The sequence below is a fragment of the Halobacteriovorax sp. BALOs_7 genome (assembly GCF_003612895.1).
GTDB lineage: Bacteria > Bdellovibrionota > Bacteriovoracia > Bacteriovoracales > Bacteriovoracaceae > Halobacteriovorax_A > Halobacteriovorax_A vibrionivorans.
In genome coordinates this window covers 983,611-1,000,880 of sequence record NZ_CP027772.1, presented here as the reverse complement: position 1 = coordinate 1,000,880, position 17,270 = coordinate 983,611, and the positions used below count along the sequence as shown (strand labels likewise).

20 protein-coding genes are annotated in these 17,270 nt (G+C 36.3%); 2 read left to right on the top strand and 18 right to left on the bottom strand.

The annotated features are described in order from the left end of the window. Nucleotides 1-13 precede the first annotated feature (13 nt). The 4 genes from BALOs_RS04930 to rlmN all read right to left on the bottom strand — a co-directional run bounded on the left by BALOs_RS04930 (nucleotide 14) and on the right by rlmN (nucleotide 4,154). Nucleotides 14-1,225: a multidrug effflux MFS transporter gene (locus tag BALOs_RS04930; protein ID WP_120404471.1), complete on the bottom strand. Its 1,212-nt coding sequence runs from the start codon at nucleotides 1,223-1,225 to the stop codon at nucleotides 14-16. Further along, nucleotides 1,225-2,091, bottom strand: a complete 867-nt coding sequence (locus BALOs_RS04925; protein ID WP_120404470.1) for a pirin family protein — start codon at nucleotides 2,089-2,091, stop codon at nucleotides 1,225-1,227. Before BALOs_RS04925 ends, BALOs_RS04930 begins: the two co-directional genes overlap by 1 nt. A gap of 8 nt (nucleotides 2,092-2,099) precedes the next feature. After that, on the bottom strand, nucleotides 2,100-3,032 hold the full coding sequence (locus BALOs_RS04920; RefSeq protein ID WP_115360900.1) for a glutathione S-transferase family protein: 933 nt from the start codon (nucleotides 3,030-3,032) through the stop codon (nucleotides 2,100-2,102). A gap of 87 nt (nucleotides 3,033-3,119) precedes the next feature. Then, entirely contained in the window at nucleotides 3,120-4,154 is a 1,035-nt protein-coding gene (gene rlmN, locus BALOs_RS04915) for a 23S rRNA (adenine(2503)-C(2))-methyltransferase RlmN (RefSeq protein ID WP_120405637.1), read from the bottom strand. Between the two features lie 61 nt (nucleotides 4,155-4,215). Between rlmN and BALOs_RS04910 the strand changes: the two genes are divergently transcribed. Beyond that, nucleotides 4,216-4,785 (top strand): peroxiredoxin, encoded by a 570-nt coding sequence (locus BALOs_RS04910; protein WP_120404469.1) that lies wholly within the window; start codon nucleotides 4,216-4,218, stop codon nucleotides 4,783-4,785. Here the strand turns inward: BALOs_RS04910 and BALOs_RS04905 are convergent. Further along, nucleotides 4,778-6,232, bottom strand: a complete 1,455-nt coding sequence (locus BALOs_RS04905) for a disulfide bond formation protein B (RefSeq protein ID WP_120404468.1) — start codon at nucleotides 6,230-6,232, stop codon at nucleotides 4,778-4,780. The two genes, BALOs_RS04910 and BALOs_RS04905, sit on opposite strands and share 8 nt — an antisense overlap. Further along, entirely contained in the window at nucleotides 6,232-6,399 is a 168-nt protein-coding gene (locus tag BALOs_RS15160) for a hypothetical protein (protein ID WP_162929554.1), read from the bottom strand. Before BALOs_RS15160 ends, BALOs_RS04905 begins: the two co-directional genes overlap by 1 nt. A 118-nt stretch (nucleotides 6,400-6,517) precedes the next feature. Between BALOs_RS15160 and BALOs_RS04900 the strand changes: the two genes are divergently transcribed. Further along, nucleotides 6,518-6,925 carry a hypothetical protein gene (locus BALOs_RS04900; RefSeq protein WP_120404467.1) on the top strand — a complete coding sequence of 136 codons (408 nt, stop codon included), beginning with the start codon at nucleotides 6,518-6,520 and terminating at the stop codon, nucleotides 6,923-6,925. Nucleotides 6,926-6,980: 55 nt separating this feature from the next. On the opposite strand, the gene BALOs_RS04895 is transcribed toward BALOs_RS04900, so the two are convergent. From BALOs_RS04895 to BALOs_RS04840, 12 genes are all read right to left on the bottom strand, one after another. After that, nucleotides 6,981-7,199, bottom strand: a complete 219-nt coding sequence (locus tag BALOs_RS04895; RefSeq protein WP_120404466.1) for a cold-shock protein — start codon at nucleotides 7,197-7,199, stop codon at nucleotides 6,981-6,983. A 95-nt stretch (nucleotides 7,200-7,294) separates the two neighbouring features. Continuing rightward, nucleotides 7,295-7,744 carry a hypothetical protein gene (locus BALOs_RS04890; protein ID WP_120404465.1) on the bottom strand — a complete coding sequence of 150 codons (450 nt, stop codon included), beginning with the start codon at nucleotides 7,742-7,744 and terminating at the stop codon, nucleotides 7,295-7,297. 80 nt (nucleotides 7,745-7,824) lie between these two features. After that, a complete protein-coding gene (locus BALOs_RS04885) occupies nucleotides 7,825-8,628 on the bottom strand; it encodes a metal ABC transporter permease (RefSeq protein WP_120404464.1) in 804 nt (267 codons plus the stop codon). Nucleotides 8,629-8,630: 2 nt separating this feature from the next. Continuing rightward, complete coding sequence (locus BALOs_RS04880) at nucleotides 8,631-9,518, bottom strand: metal ABC transporter substrate-binding protein (protein ID WP_120404463.1); 888 nt, start codon at nucleotides 9,516-9,518, stop codon at nucleotides 8,631-8,633. Between the two features lie 10 nt (nucleotides 9,519-9,528). Further along, nucleotides 9,529-10,617 carry a hypothetical protein gene (locus BALOs_RS04875; RefSeq protein WP_115360914.1) on the bottom strand — a complete coding sequence of 363 codons (1,089 nt, stop codon included), beginning with the start codon at nucleotides 10,615-10,617 and terminating at the stop codon, nucleotides 9,529-9,531. 54 nt (nucleotides 10,618-10,671) lie between these two features. Next, nucleotides 10,672-10,965 (bottom strand): hypothetical protein, encoded by a 294-nt coding sequence (locus BALOs_RS04870; protein WP_115360916.1) that lies wholly within the window; start codon nucleotides 10,963-10,965, stop codon nucleotides 10,672-10,674. 62 nt (nucleotides 10,966-11,027) lie between these two features. After that, nucleotides 11,028-12,452 (bottom strand): lytic transglycosylase domain-containing protein, encoded by a 1,425-nt coding sequence (locus BALOs_RS04865; RefSeq protein WP_115360918.1) that lies wholly within the window; start codon nucleotides 12,450-12,452, stop codon nucleotides 11,028-11,030. Nucleotides 12,453-12,529: 77 nt separating this feature from the next. Next, nucleotides 12,530-13,489, bottom strand: coding sequence for a LysR family transcriptional regulator (locus BALOs_RS04860; protein ID WP_158536829.1), 960 nt, complete (start codon nucleotides 13,487-13,489; stop codon nucleotides 12,530-12,532). A gap of 222 nt (nucleotides 13,490-13,711) precedes the next feature. Then, nucleotides 13,712-14,593: a mechanosensitive ion channel family protein gene (locus BALOs_RS04855; RefSeq protein WP_120404462.1), complete on the bottom strand. Its 882-nt coding sequence runs from the start codon at nucleotides 14,591-14,593 to the stop codon at nucleotides 13,712-13,714. Next, complete coding sequence (locus tag BALOs_RS04850; RefSeq protein ID WP_115360924.1) at nucleotides 14,565-16,055, bottom strand: sodium/proline symporter; 1,491 nt, start codon at nucleotides 16,053-16,055, stop codon at nucleotides 14,565-14,567. Before BALOs_RS04850 ends, BALOs_RS04855 begins: the two co-directional genes overlap by 29 nt. Before the next feature lie 138 nt (nucleotides 16,056-16,193). Further along, complete coding sequence (locus BALOs_RS04845; RefSeq protein WP_115360925.1) at nucleotides 16,194-16,388, bottom strand: hypothetical protein; 195 nt, start codon at nucleotides 16,386-16,388, stop codon at nucleotides 16,194-16,196. Between the two features lie 74 nt (nucleotides 16,389-16,462). Next, on the bottom strand, nucleotides 16,463-17,269 hold the full coding sequence (locus BALOs_RS04840) for a pyrroline-5-carboxylate reductase (protein ID WP_120404461.1): 807 nt from the start codon (nucleotides 17,267-17,269) through the stop codon (nucleotides 16,463-16,465). Nucleotide 17,270: the final 1 nt, after the last annotated feature.

Below are 17,270 nucleotides of genomic sequence, written 5' to 3'. Positions count from 1 at the left end.
TTTAATCGTCTATCTATTTTACTTTTTTTACGATGAAAAGAGATAGCATGCTACAAACTAAGAAGCCTATTGCGATAGGCGTTACCGTTTCATTATACAATTGCCCAATAGTGGAACCAATAAGAGCTGAAATAAGAATCTGGACAGAGCTTATAACAGAGTTTGCTGTTCCGGCAATATGCCCCATAGGCTCGAGGGCCAAAGCACTGAAGTTCCCAAATAATAGACCGAAGTTGAATAAACAAAGAAGCAGAAAACCATAGAATAAATAAAACGATGGATTTCCATTTGTGAAGTAAACAATAATATTAAATATAATTGCGACAATAGTAAGAACTGTAAGAGCTGTTTCACAAAGCTTTCTCATCCCCATTTCTTCAACAAGTTTTGAATTTAAAAATGAAGATAGTCCAATGGCCAATGCTAAAACACCAAAAGCAATTGGAAATTTATCACCGAGTCCATATTTTAATTGTAAAATTTGTTGAGATGAATTTAAGTAGCCAATAAAAGCACCAAATACTAAGCCAGCTGCTAGAGTGTAACCAACAGTAGCAGGGTGCTTAACGGTTTCTAGAGTTGCTTCTTTAATCTTAGAAAAAGAAAGAGGCCTGCGATACTCTTCAATTAATGTTTCTTCTTGTCTCGTACTGAACCAAGCGAAATTAATGATCGCCAAAAAGATCATAAAGAGAAATATATCTCGCCATCCTCCAAAGCTTAGAATTAATTGGCCTAGAGTTGGCGCAAGAGCTGGAACGAGGACAAATATGATCATAATTAAAGACATCGTCTTTGCCATGACATTTCCAGAGAAACGATCTCTTACCATCGCTGTTGAAATAATCTTAGCTGATGCTGCCCCTAAACCTTGTATAAGTCTTCCTAACAACATTAGATTAAATGTTGTTGCACTATAAGATATTATACAACCAAAGAAGAAAGTTCCTATACCAATATACATTGAAGGCTTTCTACCGATGGCATCAGAAATTGGCCCAAATAATAATTGCCCAATTCCCATCCCGATAAATATAAATGAAATAACCATTTGGTTATCATTGGGATTAACGACACCTAAGCTATCTCCAATTAAGTTTAGGGCCGGTAACATCGAATCAATAGCTAAGGCCGCAAATGACATTAGTGCGGCCATTAATGCAATAAATTCTTTCTGACTTATTTTCTTTTGAGTTGCTTCAATATCTTGAGAAGGAAAATCCATTAACTGAGGTGTCCCATTTTGCCTGATTGGTAATCTTCAAAAGCTTGAATAATTTCTTCTTTTGTACTCATAACAAAAGGGCCGTGTGAAAAGACAGGCTCATCAATTGGAACGGCATTCATTATTAAAAGCTCTGCCCCCACTTTACTCGATACCTCAACCTCTTGGCCATCCCTATGAAAAATTGCTAATTGATGTTCGTTAACTTCATTACCATTTAAAGAAACACTTCCCTTCCTAACGAGAACAAGTAAGTTTGTTTTATCTTCTAAAGAAAGCGAGAAGTTAGAACCTTCTTCCATATCTGTTTGAATAAGATTTATTGGAGAAAACGTTTTACAAGGACCCACTTCTCCTAAATAATTTCCTGAAACTAATTTTAGTTCAACTCCTTGAGCAGGATGAATCCTTGGAAAAGTTTCTCCTTTTACGCCTTGATATCTTGGCGACGTCATTTTGTACTCGCTTGGAAGATTTACCCAAAGCTGTACCATTTCAAAAACGCCACCCTCTTCACTAAACTTCTGAGAATGAAATTCTTCATGTACAACACCACTTGCAGCAGTCATCCACTGGACATCACCTTTTCCAATGACTCCTCCGCCACCACTTGAGTCTCTGTGCTCAACTTCTCCACCAAAAGCAAACGTAACGGTCTCAAATCCTCGATGGGGATGTTCTCCGACTCCACGTTTTGCTTTTGTTGGAGCAAATTTCTTAGGAGCAGCAAAGTCCATCATAAGAAATGGTGTCGTATATTTATAAAGATTATGTCCAGGATGAAACATTGTGTGGACATGAAAGCCATTACCAACCCAGTGTTTAGGAGGTGGATCAATAATATATGCTAATTCTTTTTTACTCATAAAATCACCTATATAATTTCCGAAGGGCCAAGAGCGACAATTCGATATGGATTAATATCCTCATGGCTATAAAAATAATGTCTTTTAATATGTTCAAAATTCGTTGTTTCACTTATCGCCTTCATCTCATAAAGTTCCTTGAGATAACGAGATAAATTTTTGTAATCTTTTATTCGTTTAAGATTACATTTGAAGTGGGTCACATAAACGCAATCAAAACGAAGAAGAGTTGGAACCAAACGAAGGTCTGCTTCGGTTAACCTTTCTCCTAAGAGAAAACGATTTCCTTCTAATTTCTCTTCAACTTTATCTAAAGCATCAAACAAACTAGTAACAGCGGATTCATAAGCTTCTTGCTTCTTTGCAAAGCCACTACGATAAACTCCGTTATTTATATTTGGATAAATAAAATCATTTAGCTCATCGATTTCACTAGCTAGCTCTTTAGGATAGTAATCATCAGTATTACCTGTTAGCTCATTAAATTCTTTATTAAAAATACGAATAATCTCAGATGATTCATTATTTACGATTCTCTGTGTCTTCTTATCCCATAAGACTGGAACAGTAACACTAGTGCTCACTTCTGGATCAGCTTTAGTATAAATCTCTTGCAGGTAATTTAGGCCATATAAGTCATCACCAGTGGCCCCTGAAATATTAGTTTCAAAAGTCCATCCCATATCTAACATATCTGGAGAGACAACACTTACACTGATATGCTCTTCAAGCCCCTTGAGCTTTCGATAGATTAAAGTTCGATGGGCCCAAGGACAAGCGTAGCTTACATAGAGATGATAGCGGCCAGACTCAGGCTTAAAAGTGTCGTGATCTTTTGAAATCGTATCTCTAAATGATCGAGGAATACGATCGTAAGCGCCATCATCATCACTTGTTATGATTGAGGTTTTTATCCATTTTCCATCTACTAAACGTCCCATTTCGACTCCTTTTATTTACTAAAAGAATAGTGGGAATTCCGTCCTATTAAAAGTACATATATTTTAAGGTTTTGTACTAAAATTAGATCATTTAGTATTGAGCTGACCACATGCGGCCAAGACATCATCACCCTTGGTTGTACGAACAAGAGTTGGAATAGAGTAAGTATCGAGGATTTCTTTGAAATTAAGAATATTATCTTCTTTCGGACGCTTGTATTGTGCTCCAGGAAATTCATTGAACGGAATCAGGTTAATAATGGCCCTTCTATTTTGAAGCAAGTTCCCTAGCGCTCTTGCATCCCTTTCTCCATCATTTAAGTCCTTTATTAATAAATATTCATAAGTAACAAATTGCTTATATCTTAATGGGATATTATCAATGTACTCGAGAACTTCTTCTAATGGATAGCGCTGATTTATTGGGATAAGTTCATTTCGAATCTCATCAAATGCAGAATGTAGAGATAAGGCCAGGTTAACTCCAGGTATTTCATCCTTCCATCTCTTTAATCCCGGTATATATCCACTTGTTGATATGGTAATTTTTTGATGGCCAATTGAAGTTCCATATTGTGAAGTAAAAATATCACATGCTTTTTTCACCTCATCAAAATTATGTAGAGGCTCACCTTGTCCCATGAAGACAATATTTAAGATGCGCTCTTCTCCAGGGCGATTCTCTTTAAGCCAATGCCATGCCGCTAGAAACTGACCTATAATCTCATAGGCCTTTAGGTTTCTTTTTAGGCCCTGCTTACCAGTAAAGCAAAAAGAGCATTTCATCGCACAGCCAACCTGAGAAGACAGACAGATCGAATACTTCTTATGAAATGGGATAAGAACACTTTCAACTTTATTACCATCTTCTAATTCAAAGAGAAATTTAACGGTACGATCGTTGGCCTCTTGAACCATTGCGACCTTAGGCAAAGAAAAACTTAAGTTTTCATTGATAAAACTTAAAGTTGATTTCGCAATATCTTGGATTTCTTTGCTATATGCGTTTTTCTTCTTATAATACCAATTGTAAAGAAGGTTTGCGCCAGACGAATTTAAGCCTTTAGAACTCAATAACTCTTGTAGCTCAAGGAATGTGAATTGAAAGAATGATTTTTTCACAGGGCAACAATATAGAATTTCCCTTTGTCCGTCTAGCTCAAGGGAAGAAAATGGAGAAAAAATGAAATATATAATCATTTTATTACTGTCTTTAAGTTGTTTTGCATCTGAAATAGGTCTAAAGGCCGGTGAGAAGGTCCCAAATCTAGCTCTAAAATCTATCACAGGAAAAGAATATCAATTAGATAATCTAGATAAAAAGACCGCTCTGATTTTCTATCGTGGTTCATGGTGCCCGTACTGCATAAAGCAATTAAAGAGTGTGCAATCAGAAGTTATGAGTAAAATCGACAACAACTCACAAATCTTAGTTATAAGTGTCGATCGAGCTGCAGTTGCAAAGAAAATGAAAGATAAAAATAAATTCACTTTCGATGTTATTAGTGATCCTAAAGCACAAAGTTTATTGGCCTTTAATATTGTGAATAAAATTGATGATGAACTCGTAAAGAAATACAAACAATCATATCAAATTGATGTAGAAGCAGACTCTGGAGAAACACATCATATGGTGGCCCATCCTGCAGTATTTGTTATAGATGGAGATAAGATTACTTATAGTGATATCCATATTAATTACAAAGATCGTACAAAGAATGAAGAGATCATAAAAGCACTTAGTTCTAATTAATAAAGTAGCTTGCGATATTGCCATCAATAATAATGAATTGATCTTTTTCAAAGATAACCACTCCCCTGTAGTCACCATTAACAGGCAAGAGAATGGATCCAGTAAAAGAAGAGAAATTATTATCTGAAATAATGATTTCTCTATTATCAGGAGCAAGCCCATAGGCAATGGAATCATAGATTTTCAAACTCGTCACATGAGGCTGAAATTCACTTTCATTAGTAAAGACTTCCTTTTCACTACTAAGCATATAGTCTATAGAAGAAAATCTTGTCGCAATGATCTTATTGAATTTCTTATTAGGAACACTTAAGGTAACAAATTCATTTGTTTCGCGATCAAAGGTTAAACTTTGAATATATGCATATTTAGAGCGTACTGTTGAAAACCGTCCTCGCCGAGTTTCTAAAATTCCATCAGTACCATCTTTAAAAGTCGCATATTGATTCTTTAACTTAGCCTCTTTATCCAATTTTAAAATGACATAACTCTTATTAATTCCCGTAACCATCAATCGATTACGATCAATAAAGGAAACTGCTGTGAGAGTCTTTATTTCGATACTAAAGAGATTATCCAGGTGGACGTAAGCTTTTAGATCACTTAATTTATCATCGAGGATATAAATGTAGAATTGATCTGTAACAAGAGCAAATAATTTCGATTTTGGATGATAATCAATGTCTGTAATATTACCAATGATCGTTTCAGGAAGTTTTACTTCCTTAACTTTAATTAACTCATCACCACTTTCAAACATAGCAATATCTCTTTTGGCCTGAGTCTTAACAACAGGTTTTTCAACATGATACTTACCACGTAAACTCATAGGACGCATAAGATTTGCCCACGACTGTGTCGACCATTTCCAATCTTTTGGGGTCCATGAGAAACGTATTGGATCACTTTGTCCAATAAATGGCGGTGGCCCAACTTGTGTAATCGCTTGTATGGAGTTAATTCCAAGAACGATGAAAAAGATAACAAAAGCACTTCCCTGCAGCTTAGTAAGGTATCGTACTTCTCCGTCCTCGTTATCAACAAGGTTACCTCCAAAGAAGCCAAGAATGATGGCCAAGCATATAAAAATCATCCAATAAATAAAAATACCCCAACTGTATGTATGGAATCCTAGAATCTCAAGTGCAAAGCCCTGTCCAATATCTCTTAAAAAATGACCGCCAGTATGGCGTAAGGACATAAAGATTCCAATTGCACAGTAGAAAATAAGTAAGGCCAAGTACTTTGGTCTTAGGCCGTAGCGCAAAATAAAGAGTGTCGTCAAACTGATGAACATCATAACAGCTCTTTCTTGCCAACAAAGAATACAAGGATTATCGCCAAATCCGAAACCTAGAACAATACTTGCGATACCAATAGGAAGAACAACCAGAGCAATCGTTGCAAGAGAGACAATATTGTAAAAGCGCTCAGTTTTGCCTGACATTAGTAATTTCCTGGAGGAAGGATCATATGCTTAGTCGCTACAAACCAAACAAAGAACATAATAAAAGTAGCTCCAATTAAAAGATTTTCTGCCCTTTTTTGAAATTGAGGCCTACGCCAAATATAATAGGCCGACATAATCAGTAAAATAAGCTCTAAGAATTCCATAAATACCTCCTCAATGAAATACTTTGTTAGAAAATCGGAAGAAATATTTTCTTAGATAAGTTAATTTCACTTAAATTCGAATTGCCCTTAAAATTAAAGCTACCCCAAAGGAGAATTTATGAAATCGATAATCTTAAGCGCACTTATTTTTGTATCACTAAATACATTGGCAGGTCTTACACCTAAAAGAAAAGAGCTATACCATTGCGTAAATTATGACATGAGCTCGAAAGTTACTGATGCAATAATTTATGAGTCGCGATTTGGTCGAAATACTCCGTTTCACGAAGTTGAAGTATTCGTCGATGATCTAAATCAAAATAATGAGTATTCTTTTATAAAGAAGGTAAATTATATTCCTAAATACAACAAGAAAGTAGAATCGTTTACGACAGGAAACTTTCGTTTTCGCCTAGATCATGTTGCCCCAGGGATTAATGGTAATATTTGGACATTTGCTAGAGTTCCAGAACATGGAGTTCACTCTTTTGATTGGTCTTGTAAAGATATTAAAGAAAATAAATAAAAAAAAGGGGCCAATGCCCCTCTTTTCTCACATCAAGTTTAATTGAAAAAGAAAGTTAAGCCTTCTTAACTTTCATTGCACATGGGCCTCTTCTTCCTTCTCCAATCATATATGTCACTTTGTCATCATTAGCTAGTTTGTTACCTGATTCGACAGCAGAAATATGAACAAATAAGTCCCCGTCTCCTGTATCTGGCTTAATAAATCCAAAACCTTTTGCTTCATTAAAAAATTTAACCTTTCCCGTTTTTAATTCATTTTGTAATGCTTCCATAATCATCCTTGTTTTCCCTTTCTCAGTGAGATGTAATTTATATTTGATAAAGAAAGTTATCTCTCTAATGAAACAATATGAGAATTTAAGATAGGTTAATTTTTCACACAAATATAATCATGACATCCACATGCAACGGCTACTCCACCTTTTTCCTGACATCGCTCAGCGAATGCCTCATCTTCAGTAAAAATTTCTGTACAAGATGCTCCTTCCTTCATAGGGCGACAAGATCTTTTCATTCCCTGGCGATCAACACCAACAACTGTCTCTGTTTCATATTCAACGCAAACAAAATTGTGGCATCCACATTGAACGGCCTTAAATCCTCTTGAACGACAGTCTAGTCCATGCAAATCACCTACTTGAATTTCCATCGAACAATAAAGAGGCTGTACCATACGCAAACAACTTGACTCATTACCATTAACATCAATACCTGTGACAATACTGTCTAGCCCTTCGTTTTTTACAGCAAGGGCATCATTTGGAATAAAGAAATTTAAAAGAAATACAACTAAAAAAAATAAATATGATATTTTCATAAGGCCTCCTAAAAGCATTATTAGAAGGCTCTTCGACATGAGTTTAAAGTCTCGAAACTAAATTATGTTAAAGATTCAAATTAAGTAGCGATCTTTTTTCGTAATATAAACGGTAGTACAAAGATTGGAAGAACTGTAAATACCACAACGATGATTGCTCCAGCAGGAAGATCAAGAACATAACTCAAGGTCATACCAATAAAGCTAAGTATCGTTCCTATGATCCAACCTAAAAGAAGTTGTCCTTTTAGAGAGCTTACAAGATTGCTGCTTAAAAGAGCTGGTACCACAAGAAATGAGAAGACAAGTAAAATACCTGCAATCCCAACTGAGGATGTTATCACAACACCAAATAGAGAGAAGAACACAAAGTCCCAGAAGCTAGATGAGTCTGACTTTTCCATACTAGCTGCTATTATTTGTTTTCTAAAAATATAATGAATTAAAGCAACAATTGAATAGATCCCCCCTGTCTTTAGAACATCCATCCATGTTACCCAAAGGATTTTTCCAACAAGGATTTCTTTTATATGTTCAGCTCCATGGGCCATCATATTAACAACTAAAAGAACAGCAGATGAAGCAAAAGCATATACAAGGGCAATTAGAACTTCTTGCGAAATATACTTTTCATACTTCTTTGCCCATGCAAAATATCCTGCTGCTACAAACGTGAAGCCAAGGGATATAAAGTAATTAAGTGAACTATGGTGATCTAAATGAAAAAGTAATGCGACAGTTGATCCAAGACTCGCAACTTGAGCTAATGAAAGATCAACAAAAATCACCCCGCGCTTAAGCACATGTAATCCTAAATAGCAGTGAATCCCCACCAGGATTAAACACATAACAAAAGGAGCTGCTAAGAACGAGATGATTTCCATATTTATTCCTTTAAAGCTTTAGCTAATTCATCATATAGAGAGAAAATATCTTTTGCCTTATCATTTCCATTTACGGCCACTGGAACGATATTAATTTTAACATCTTTAATGCTCGTTTTAATTCGTTTTGCCACACTAGAATCGAAGTAATTTTCAACGACAATAGTTCTAATCCCTTCTTCTTTCATCTCTTTTATCACTTTAATGATATGAGAAGCTGTTGGAGGAATTCCAGGTTTAGGCTCAAGAACATTTTTAATATGAATACCAAACTCATCTAAATAGTAAGTTAAAGTTCTGTGATAAGTGATAATATGAGTCCCACTCTTAATTACACTTTTTAGCTCTTTGATCTTGCTCTTCATTTGATTCTCAAAGCGCTTGAAATTTTCTTCATAGCGAGATGTATTTTTTGAATCAATAAGAGAAAGCTTATCCTTAATCGCCTTTGCAACCTCAAGGGCCTTAGTTGGAGAAAGCATAAAGTGAGGATTTCCTTCAGGGTGAACATCACCTTGAGCTCGACTAATCTCTCCCTTATGCTCTTGCTTTAATGAGACAATATCTGCTGCTTCAAAACGTCCTCTTTGGCCATCTCTAATACTAGGGTTTCGACTTCCTCTAATAATTAAAGGAAGCCATCCACTTTCAAGACCTGCACCAATATTAACGAGAAGATCAGCTTTTGCTAATTTAAAAGTATAGCTAGGCTTAGCTTCTAAGAAATGTGGATCTTGAGTCCCTTTAGCAAGAGAGAGTACCGAAACACTCTCTCCACCTATTTTTTCTACAACATCAGCTAAATTAGTCGTTGTCGTCACTACTCGTACTTGAGCGAGACTTGCTATTGAGAATAAACTCAACACCAAATAAATCAATAATCTCTTCATCTTCTATCCCCTAGTATACATGGGCCGGATGGGCACCAATACTAAAGCTTAGCTGGAGAGAGACTCTTTTTTCAGGGCGATCTTCACCATCATGAATATCATCGTATTGTACTCTTAGAGACGAGAATTCAGTAGGAACAAAAGCAATTAGACCAGTATAAACATTTGTATCTGTTAGGCTCTCATCAGCAAATAGACCTAGGTATTCATACTGAGATTGTGCATACCAACGTTGTGCTAACTGATAGCGGAAGAATGTTGAAACACCACCGTTCTTTAACTCATTTTCACCTTGAATATCCTTGTGAATGAATTCTGTCGACCAAACAAATGAAGAGTACTTTCCTTTCTTAACTGGTTTCCACTTAAAAGTAAGGTCTGAACCAAGAACAGTCGTACGGTTTCTTAATTCAGTTGGTAAGCTTCTGTGATTATAGTATAGACCAGAAAGCCCCCACTCTAATGTTAGAGACTCAGATAAGTCCCAAAGGTTTTTCAAGTTTGCAACTGTTGCAATTGAGTGTGGATCCTCATGAAATAATTCTTCATTTGATGGTTGAATGAACTGAACTGTAAGGTCACTAAACCATGGAAGTGGAAGCATTGTTGAAACGCCAACTCCAACTTCATTTAGACCTTCTTCACCAAACATATACTCTTGAACGACACCACGATAAATAAATGGCTGTGCGTGCGTATGAACCATATTGTACTTACCAAATTGAGTATAGAACTTACCAATTTTAACCGTCACATCAGGAATTGAAATCGTTTCAGCAAAGATCTCTTCTGGTTCAAAAGCATAACCATGGCCTTCATGTCCAGCTTCTTCCTCTTCTTCATGTTCAGGGTGAATTGCAAAAGTTGCTTCTGCTCTAAAGTATGCATCAACATCTGCACTAAATTGAATTTCTGCTTCTTGTAACTGGAAGCCGTCATGATCATTATCACGAGCAGAGTTCTTATAAAGAGTTAGTGCATTTAGGCCAATTGATGGATTAAAGCCGTTTCCTCTGGATGTGTCTGATAATGATGTTGATTGAGCTGATGCACTAAGAGCACCAAGTGTTAAAAGTGATGTAATAATATAATTCTTCAAAGTAACCTCTTTGTTATTTCATAAATAATAAATAAAAATTTAAATTAAATGGGATTATGAAATAAGACTAGGGGGACCGCGAAGAGTGATAGAAGTTAAATCTAAATAGAAAAGTGGTTCATCAGATGTGATAAATGGACCAGCAACTTCAACATCAGTCGCACTTACAATTAAAGTTGATTCAAGATCAGGAGAATCAAGACAGCTGATTCTTTTTCCATGAAGACACACGCTACAACTATCATGGATATTTGATATTTCATGAGAGTCATCGTGGGTATGAATCGTTGCAGCTAAGAAGCTTGCAAAGAATGCAATTAGTAATGTAAGTCTGGCGTAACGTAACATCAGACAAATCTTATCAGGAAGCTTTAAAAAATGTCTCGTTTTTTTTCAACAATAGCAAATATTTAGATGCGCAACATCTGACCTATAAAGAGGTTATTTGAAGATAATGAGTTACGTCTTCTAATTTCCCTCGCCGTCGTGTTATACAGTCTTGCAATGCGAGAGAGGCTATCTCCTCTTTTAACGCGATAACGAAATGTACGGACACCTTTTGTTACATCAAGTTTTTGCCCTATATAAATTCGGTTAGAGTATAAACCATTTAAGCGTCTAAGATAGGACACAGATAATCCATGACGTCTTGCAATCTTTCCTAAGAAGTCATTCTTCTTAACAAAGTATACTTTCTTCCCAACGACACCCTTGTACTCATCTAAGCGTAGAGTTAGTTTTTGTCCCGGATAAATGCGACTTCCTTTAATTCCATTTATTCTTTTTAATCTTTTTAAAGAGATCTTATACTTTCTAGCAATACGAATTAGAGAGTCCCCTCTTCTAACTTTGTAGCGAGTTGGAAATGAGTTTAATTTTCCCCACTGACGATTTGAAGAAAGCTTCTTTTGAATTTCTTCTACGTTTGTATAGTCATTTCGAGGAAGCCAAACAGCATAACTTCTAATCCAATTAGGTGTTCGTTTATATTTTAAAGCAGGATTAATTCTTTCTAACTCTTTACGATCAACTTCAAAGTGCTTGGCTACTTCAGCTAGCCTTACACCGCCAGGTACTTCAATAAGCTTTAAGTCAGGATATTTTTCGACTTCAGCAATTGCATTTGTATCAAAGCCAAACTCTTCCAAGTTTTCTCCAACATAGGCAGCGGCCAAAAACTTTGGAACATAATTTCTCGTCTCTCTTGGAAGAAGTTTACGATCAACGAGCTCCCAAAAATTTCTTGTCCTTCCTTTCATAATGGCACGAAGAACTCTAATTTCACCGCAATTATAAGCTGCAATTGCAAGCTCCCAAGAATTGAAGACATTATATAAATCTTTTAAATACTTTGTGGCCGCTTCAGTACTATGAATTGGATCATGTCTTTCATCAACTACGCGATTGACTGCTAAACCATAGCGACGGCCAGTTCCCTTAATAAATTGCCAAGGTCCAACCGCCCCAGCATGTGACAATGCTCTTTGATTAAATCCACTTTCAATTAGAGGAAGATAATATAGCTGATAAGGTAGCTCCTCTTCTTCAAGAACTGTTTGAATTACTTCTTTATAATACATCCCTCTTTCAATGAAGCGCTGAAACCTTTCGCGGTCTTTGGAGGCAAAATAAGTGATCCATTTTTTTACATGCTTATTCTGATATAACTCCATCTCATGGCGAATATCATCGTCGTATTCATAAGAAATAGTATTACTACCATTATTGATATCATTACTTTCAACGCGCTTTGGAGACTGTCCACAGCTAATGATGATTGATAGTGTTGATAAGATTATTAAAGTATTAATTGATTTTGACATTTTAGTTTTCATAGAGAAATTCTACGATGAAATAAATGACAAAAGGAATGCAGTATTGGCCTAATTAGACAAAACCAAAACCCTCAAGTTTACTTCAGTAGCTCATCTGAGACGTCTGAGACTTCAATCTGAAGATCAACATCTTCATAACGCTCAGGAACATTAGAAAGCTTCGCCTGAATTAACTCTTCAAGTTTTCTAATTGAGATAAGTCCTTCATCAGACTTCTTCCAAATCGCATATAAAGACATTCTAATTGGCTCACCTACGCGAAATGTCTTAATACCTTCATAATCCTCTAGTGGATTCTTTGGTAAGAACATAACACAACGGCCACGGGCACATAGCTTATGAACAAAGTCCAAATGATCGCTATAGACCTTTTCCTTTGGAACAATTCCATTCTTTCTAAGATGCTGATAAATAACTTTATTAAGAGTCTTATCCCAATTACTTTCGGCAAATGGAATATTAACTAGTAGGTCCTTGTGATCACGGAACTTTCCATAGAGATCTTTTGAACAGCAGAATACAAGCTCGAATGAGCCAATTTCAGCAACTTCTAAGCTTTTTCTTTTCGGCTTTCTTAGAGAAATTCCCCAGTCAATATAACCTTGTAACAGGTTATCAACGAGAATATCATGTCCAACTTGGCGAAGTGTATTAACGGTACCGTATTGAGTGTAGAGGTCCCAATATTGAGAAGCGAACTCTGTCGCTAAGTCGTGAGAAATTGTTTCTTCTATTCCGATAGAAACAGGGTAACCACCAACAACATCTTCCGAGAAATGTTCAAGAAGTTTACTTCCCTCTTCAAAGATCCCCTTAGTGCGCTCAAATAATTGCATCCCTTCTTGAGTAAGAGTTAGGCCTTTTGAGCTACGATTAAAGAGCTTCATATTGAATTTATTTTCGAGGCGTTTAAGTTGTTCACTTAGTGTTGGAGACGAGGTTCCAATAATTTGTGCGCCTTTTTTTAAAGACTGGACCTTTGCTACTTCATAGAAGCAATATAGGTGGTTCCAATTAATGTCCTTGAGTTTCTCCAAGCTTATACCCCTAATCATTAAATTCGTCTCCTAGCTTAACAAGTTGAACATAAATTAGCAAAAACCTAAGACTAGGTCCTAACTAACTAAAAATAATCAATTCTTTTGATTTTTTAAGCTTCTAAGAATTAGAAGAAATTGGGAAAACTTGGTTTAGAACGAATAAGACAATTTTTGTCGTGCGTTCAATAAAGTTTTGAAATAATTTTTTAAACATAATAACTACCTTTCTTGCTTACTAATATTAAACTTGTGGAAATCGATACCTTCTTTTTGAAACTCTGCATAAAGCATTGTTCTCATATCGTTTCTAAGCTCCCATGCTTCTGATGGGTTTTCCGCCCAAGCGGCCAACCAGCATTCAACAGCATCTTTTTCTAAATTCATCACCCACATTGTTGGGTCCTCAACATCGCAATAATACGATGATTTCTTTGCTGCCATTGTTCCTATCTCTTTCACCCTTTCAAGGTCCGTTCCAGGAGCAATGAAAAATGAAATATGGGTCCAAACAAAGCTGTCATTAATCGTGTAATTCAAAATTTCTTTTTGTAGAAGTTTTGAATTTGGAATAACAACACGAATCCAATTCCATTTTTTTACAACTGAATAAGTTAGTCCGATCTCTTCTATAATCCCGTAGTTATCATCTATCGTTACTGTATCTCCAATCTTAATAGACTTGAAGAAAGATATAATAACTCCAGCAAAGAGGTTCTCTAAAAATGGTCTTAGAGAAAAACCGGCAATAACTGAAACAATTGCTGCAATCAATGAGACATAGACTGTTGGAATCTTTCCAAGATAAGGAATTGAAACAAAAATCGACCAAAGAATAAAAATTAGTATTGGAAGTGCTCTTGTCATAAACGAGAAGCGGCCTTCAATACCTTCAGCTCCCTGTGACTTTAATTCCTTCTCCTGATCATCAACCGGAGAATCTGTCTCAACGGCATCAATGATATCTCTTCTCTTGATGCCTCTTAATTTCTTTCTCTCTACTCTTTTAATATTTAAAAGAACAAAGAAATACCCTCCTAAAAATAGGAGGGTAACTGTAATAGGATATAAATAACTAACTACTAAATTCTTGAGATCCATCATTTCCAAATTCTGCCGCTTGCTGAGTTCTGGCGTCTTTCACCTTGTTAGATGAAATTATATCATTGAACTTCGTCTGTGACAGAACTAGGTAAGTTATTAGACCCATAACAATTCCTGGTGCAACTTCATAAATGATTCCACCAAGGCCTTGTACCATCCAAATAACTGTCGTAGCACCACCAATTACCATCATGGCAATTCCTGTAAACTCTGAAACCTGCTTCTTCATTGCATAAACAAAGAGTAGAGGTCCAAAACAAGCTGCTAGAATCGACCAAGAAAGAAGAACTAATTCAAATACGTTCTTACTTCCATATAGCGCAACAACTAATGCAATAATTGTTGTTAATGCTGTCGCTAATTTTGTTAAATAAACATTATCTGATTTCTTTGGCATTAAATCTCTCGTAAATGCCGCTGAACAACTTAGTACCTGAGAGTCAGCTGTCGACATTGTTGCTGCAAAAATACCAGCTAGAACAACACCAATTAAAATCTCAGGAAGAAGCATTTGACTCATCATTGGAAGAGCAAGTTCAGCATCAAAGTTAGCTGAATTTGGCAGAAGTAATCTAGCTGTAAGCCCTGCTCCAATAGTCATAACAGTAAATGCGATGAACCATGCATAGTAATACATTCTTGTTTTATTCATGTGTTTCGTATCATCAATAGTCATGAAACGAATCATAATATGTGGCTGGCCAATTACACCAAATCCTGCAAATACCCATCCAAGGATAAAGAGGAAGACACCAGAGGCGCCGCCAACTTCAAGGCCAGTAGGCATGAAACTTAAATAACCAGGTGAAACTGCATTTAGCTTATCAACGTATTGTCCATAACCACCAACTTCGTTAACACCTACTACAAAGAGCATCCCCATAGCGACAATCATAACGAAAGACTGAGCAGCATCGGTCCAAATTGAGGCCCTAATACCACCTGATAGACAGTAAGCGAAAACAATAATGGCACCAATAATTGCACCAGTACTATAGTCCCATCCAAAAAGAACATGTAGTGCTTTTGAACCGGCCTTAAATTGGGCAGCAGCATAAACACCTAAGAAAATAAACGTGATTAGACCCGCAATGAATCTAAGTTTTTTAAAGCTTGTTCCTCGTTGCCATCTTGATAATACCCCACCGAAACTTAATAAATCTTCGGCTTCTGTTACTTCTCTTAGCTTCTTATGAACAAACATACTCATGATGTAGTCACCAACAATCCAACCAATCATAATCCATGAAGACTGAATCCCGCTGGTGTAAGTATAACCAATTAAACCAATGAACATGTAACCACTGTTGTTTGTGGCAACCGCTGAAAGAGCGGCCATCCAAGGAGGAGTGTTATGTCCTGCTAGGAGATAATCTGAGTTGTTTTTCTTACTTTTAAAACTTGAAGAAACTCCAATCAATGTGAACAGGAGTAAAAAAAAGAGGAAACTGTAAACAATCATTTAGCAATCCTTTCTTTTTGAGCCCTTTTCTTTTTCGACTTGTACTTAGTCTATAAAACCCACAATCACAGTTATTGCGGGCAAGAAAAGAACTCTTGTTTATTAATAAAAATTATCAATTTAAAAATATTTACTTTTTTAAAGGACTGAGAGGCAATTATCCTCATCTTCAATTAGGCTTCTACGAACGAAACCTAAAGGCCTGAGCGCCTTCCCGTGTCCTTCGTCATTACCAGTTTTTCTTTTTGGTGCGCGGTGTGCAGGTTTTTGATCCTGTTCAAGTGCACCATAACTAACTAATTGTACTAACTTTTCTGTTTTTTTATTATTCATATACCTACCTTAACACTGTCTGGATTTATTAAGAATTGCTTACCCCACTAATTAGGTTATACCTAACATATTGGTTATAGCGATTTCTTAATTTCGAATGAGCGATTAGCTGCTTGCTCTAAACCTGCCTGAATTCCACTACTTAACTCATCTCGACGAAATCTGTCGATTGCCTCAATCGTCACACCTTTCTTCGATGTCACCTGGCCAATCATATCTTCCAGATCCATATCAGACTTTTGAAGTGCACTCTTGGCACTTCCTCTAAATAGTTGAGCAACTAGAGCTCTTTGATCTTCTTTTTTGACGCCCCACTCTCCTAGGGTTTTCTCCATTGCGGCCATGAAATAATAAATATATGCAGGGCCAGATGCAGAGACGACTGTTACCTGATCAAAAGCATCTTCATTTTCAAGTTCAAATAACATTGAGTTCTTCTTTAGAATTGTACTAAGAAAGTCTTTTTCACTATCTTCAACAGCTGGAGAATAGTGAAGAAGACAAATTCCTTCTCCGTGTTCCATAGGTAAACTCGGCATTAAGCGTATAACCTTAGGTGCGCTTAGAAGTTCACTTACTTTCAATTGACCGATTCCGGCCATAATCGAAATAATCACCTTCTCACTTAAATCAACACCTTCTAGCATTTTGGCCAACTCAGAAAACTGCTGCGGTTTACAACCAATCATAATGTAGTCAGCTTTTGCTACATCTTCTAAGTTTTCTAATACGCTTCCCCCAACTTCCTTAGCAAGTTCTATTGCTCTTGTTTTGCTTGGAGTAAATGTTAGAAACTCAATTCCTTCTTTATTACTATCATTCATTGCGCGTACTACCGCGCCGGCCATGTTTCCACAGCCAATTACTGCAATCTTCTTCATT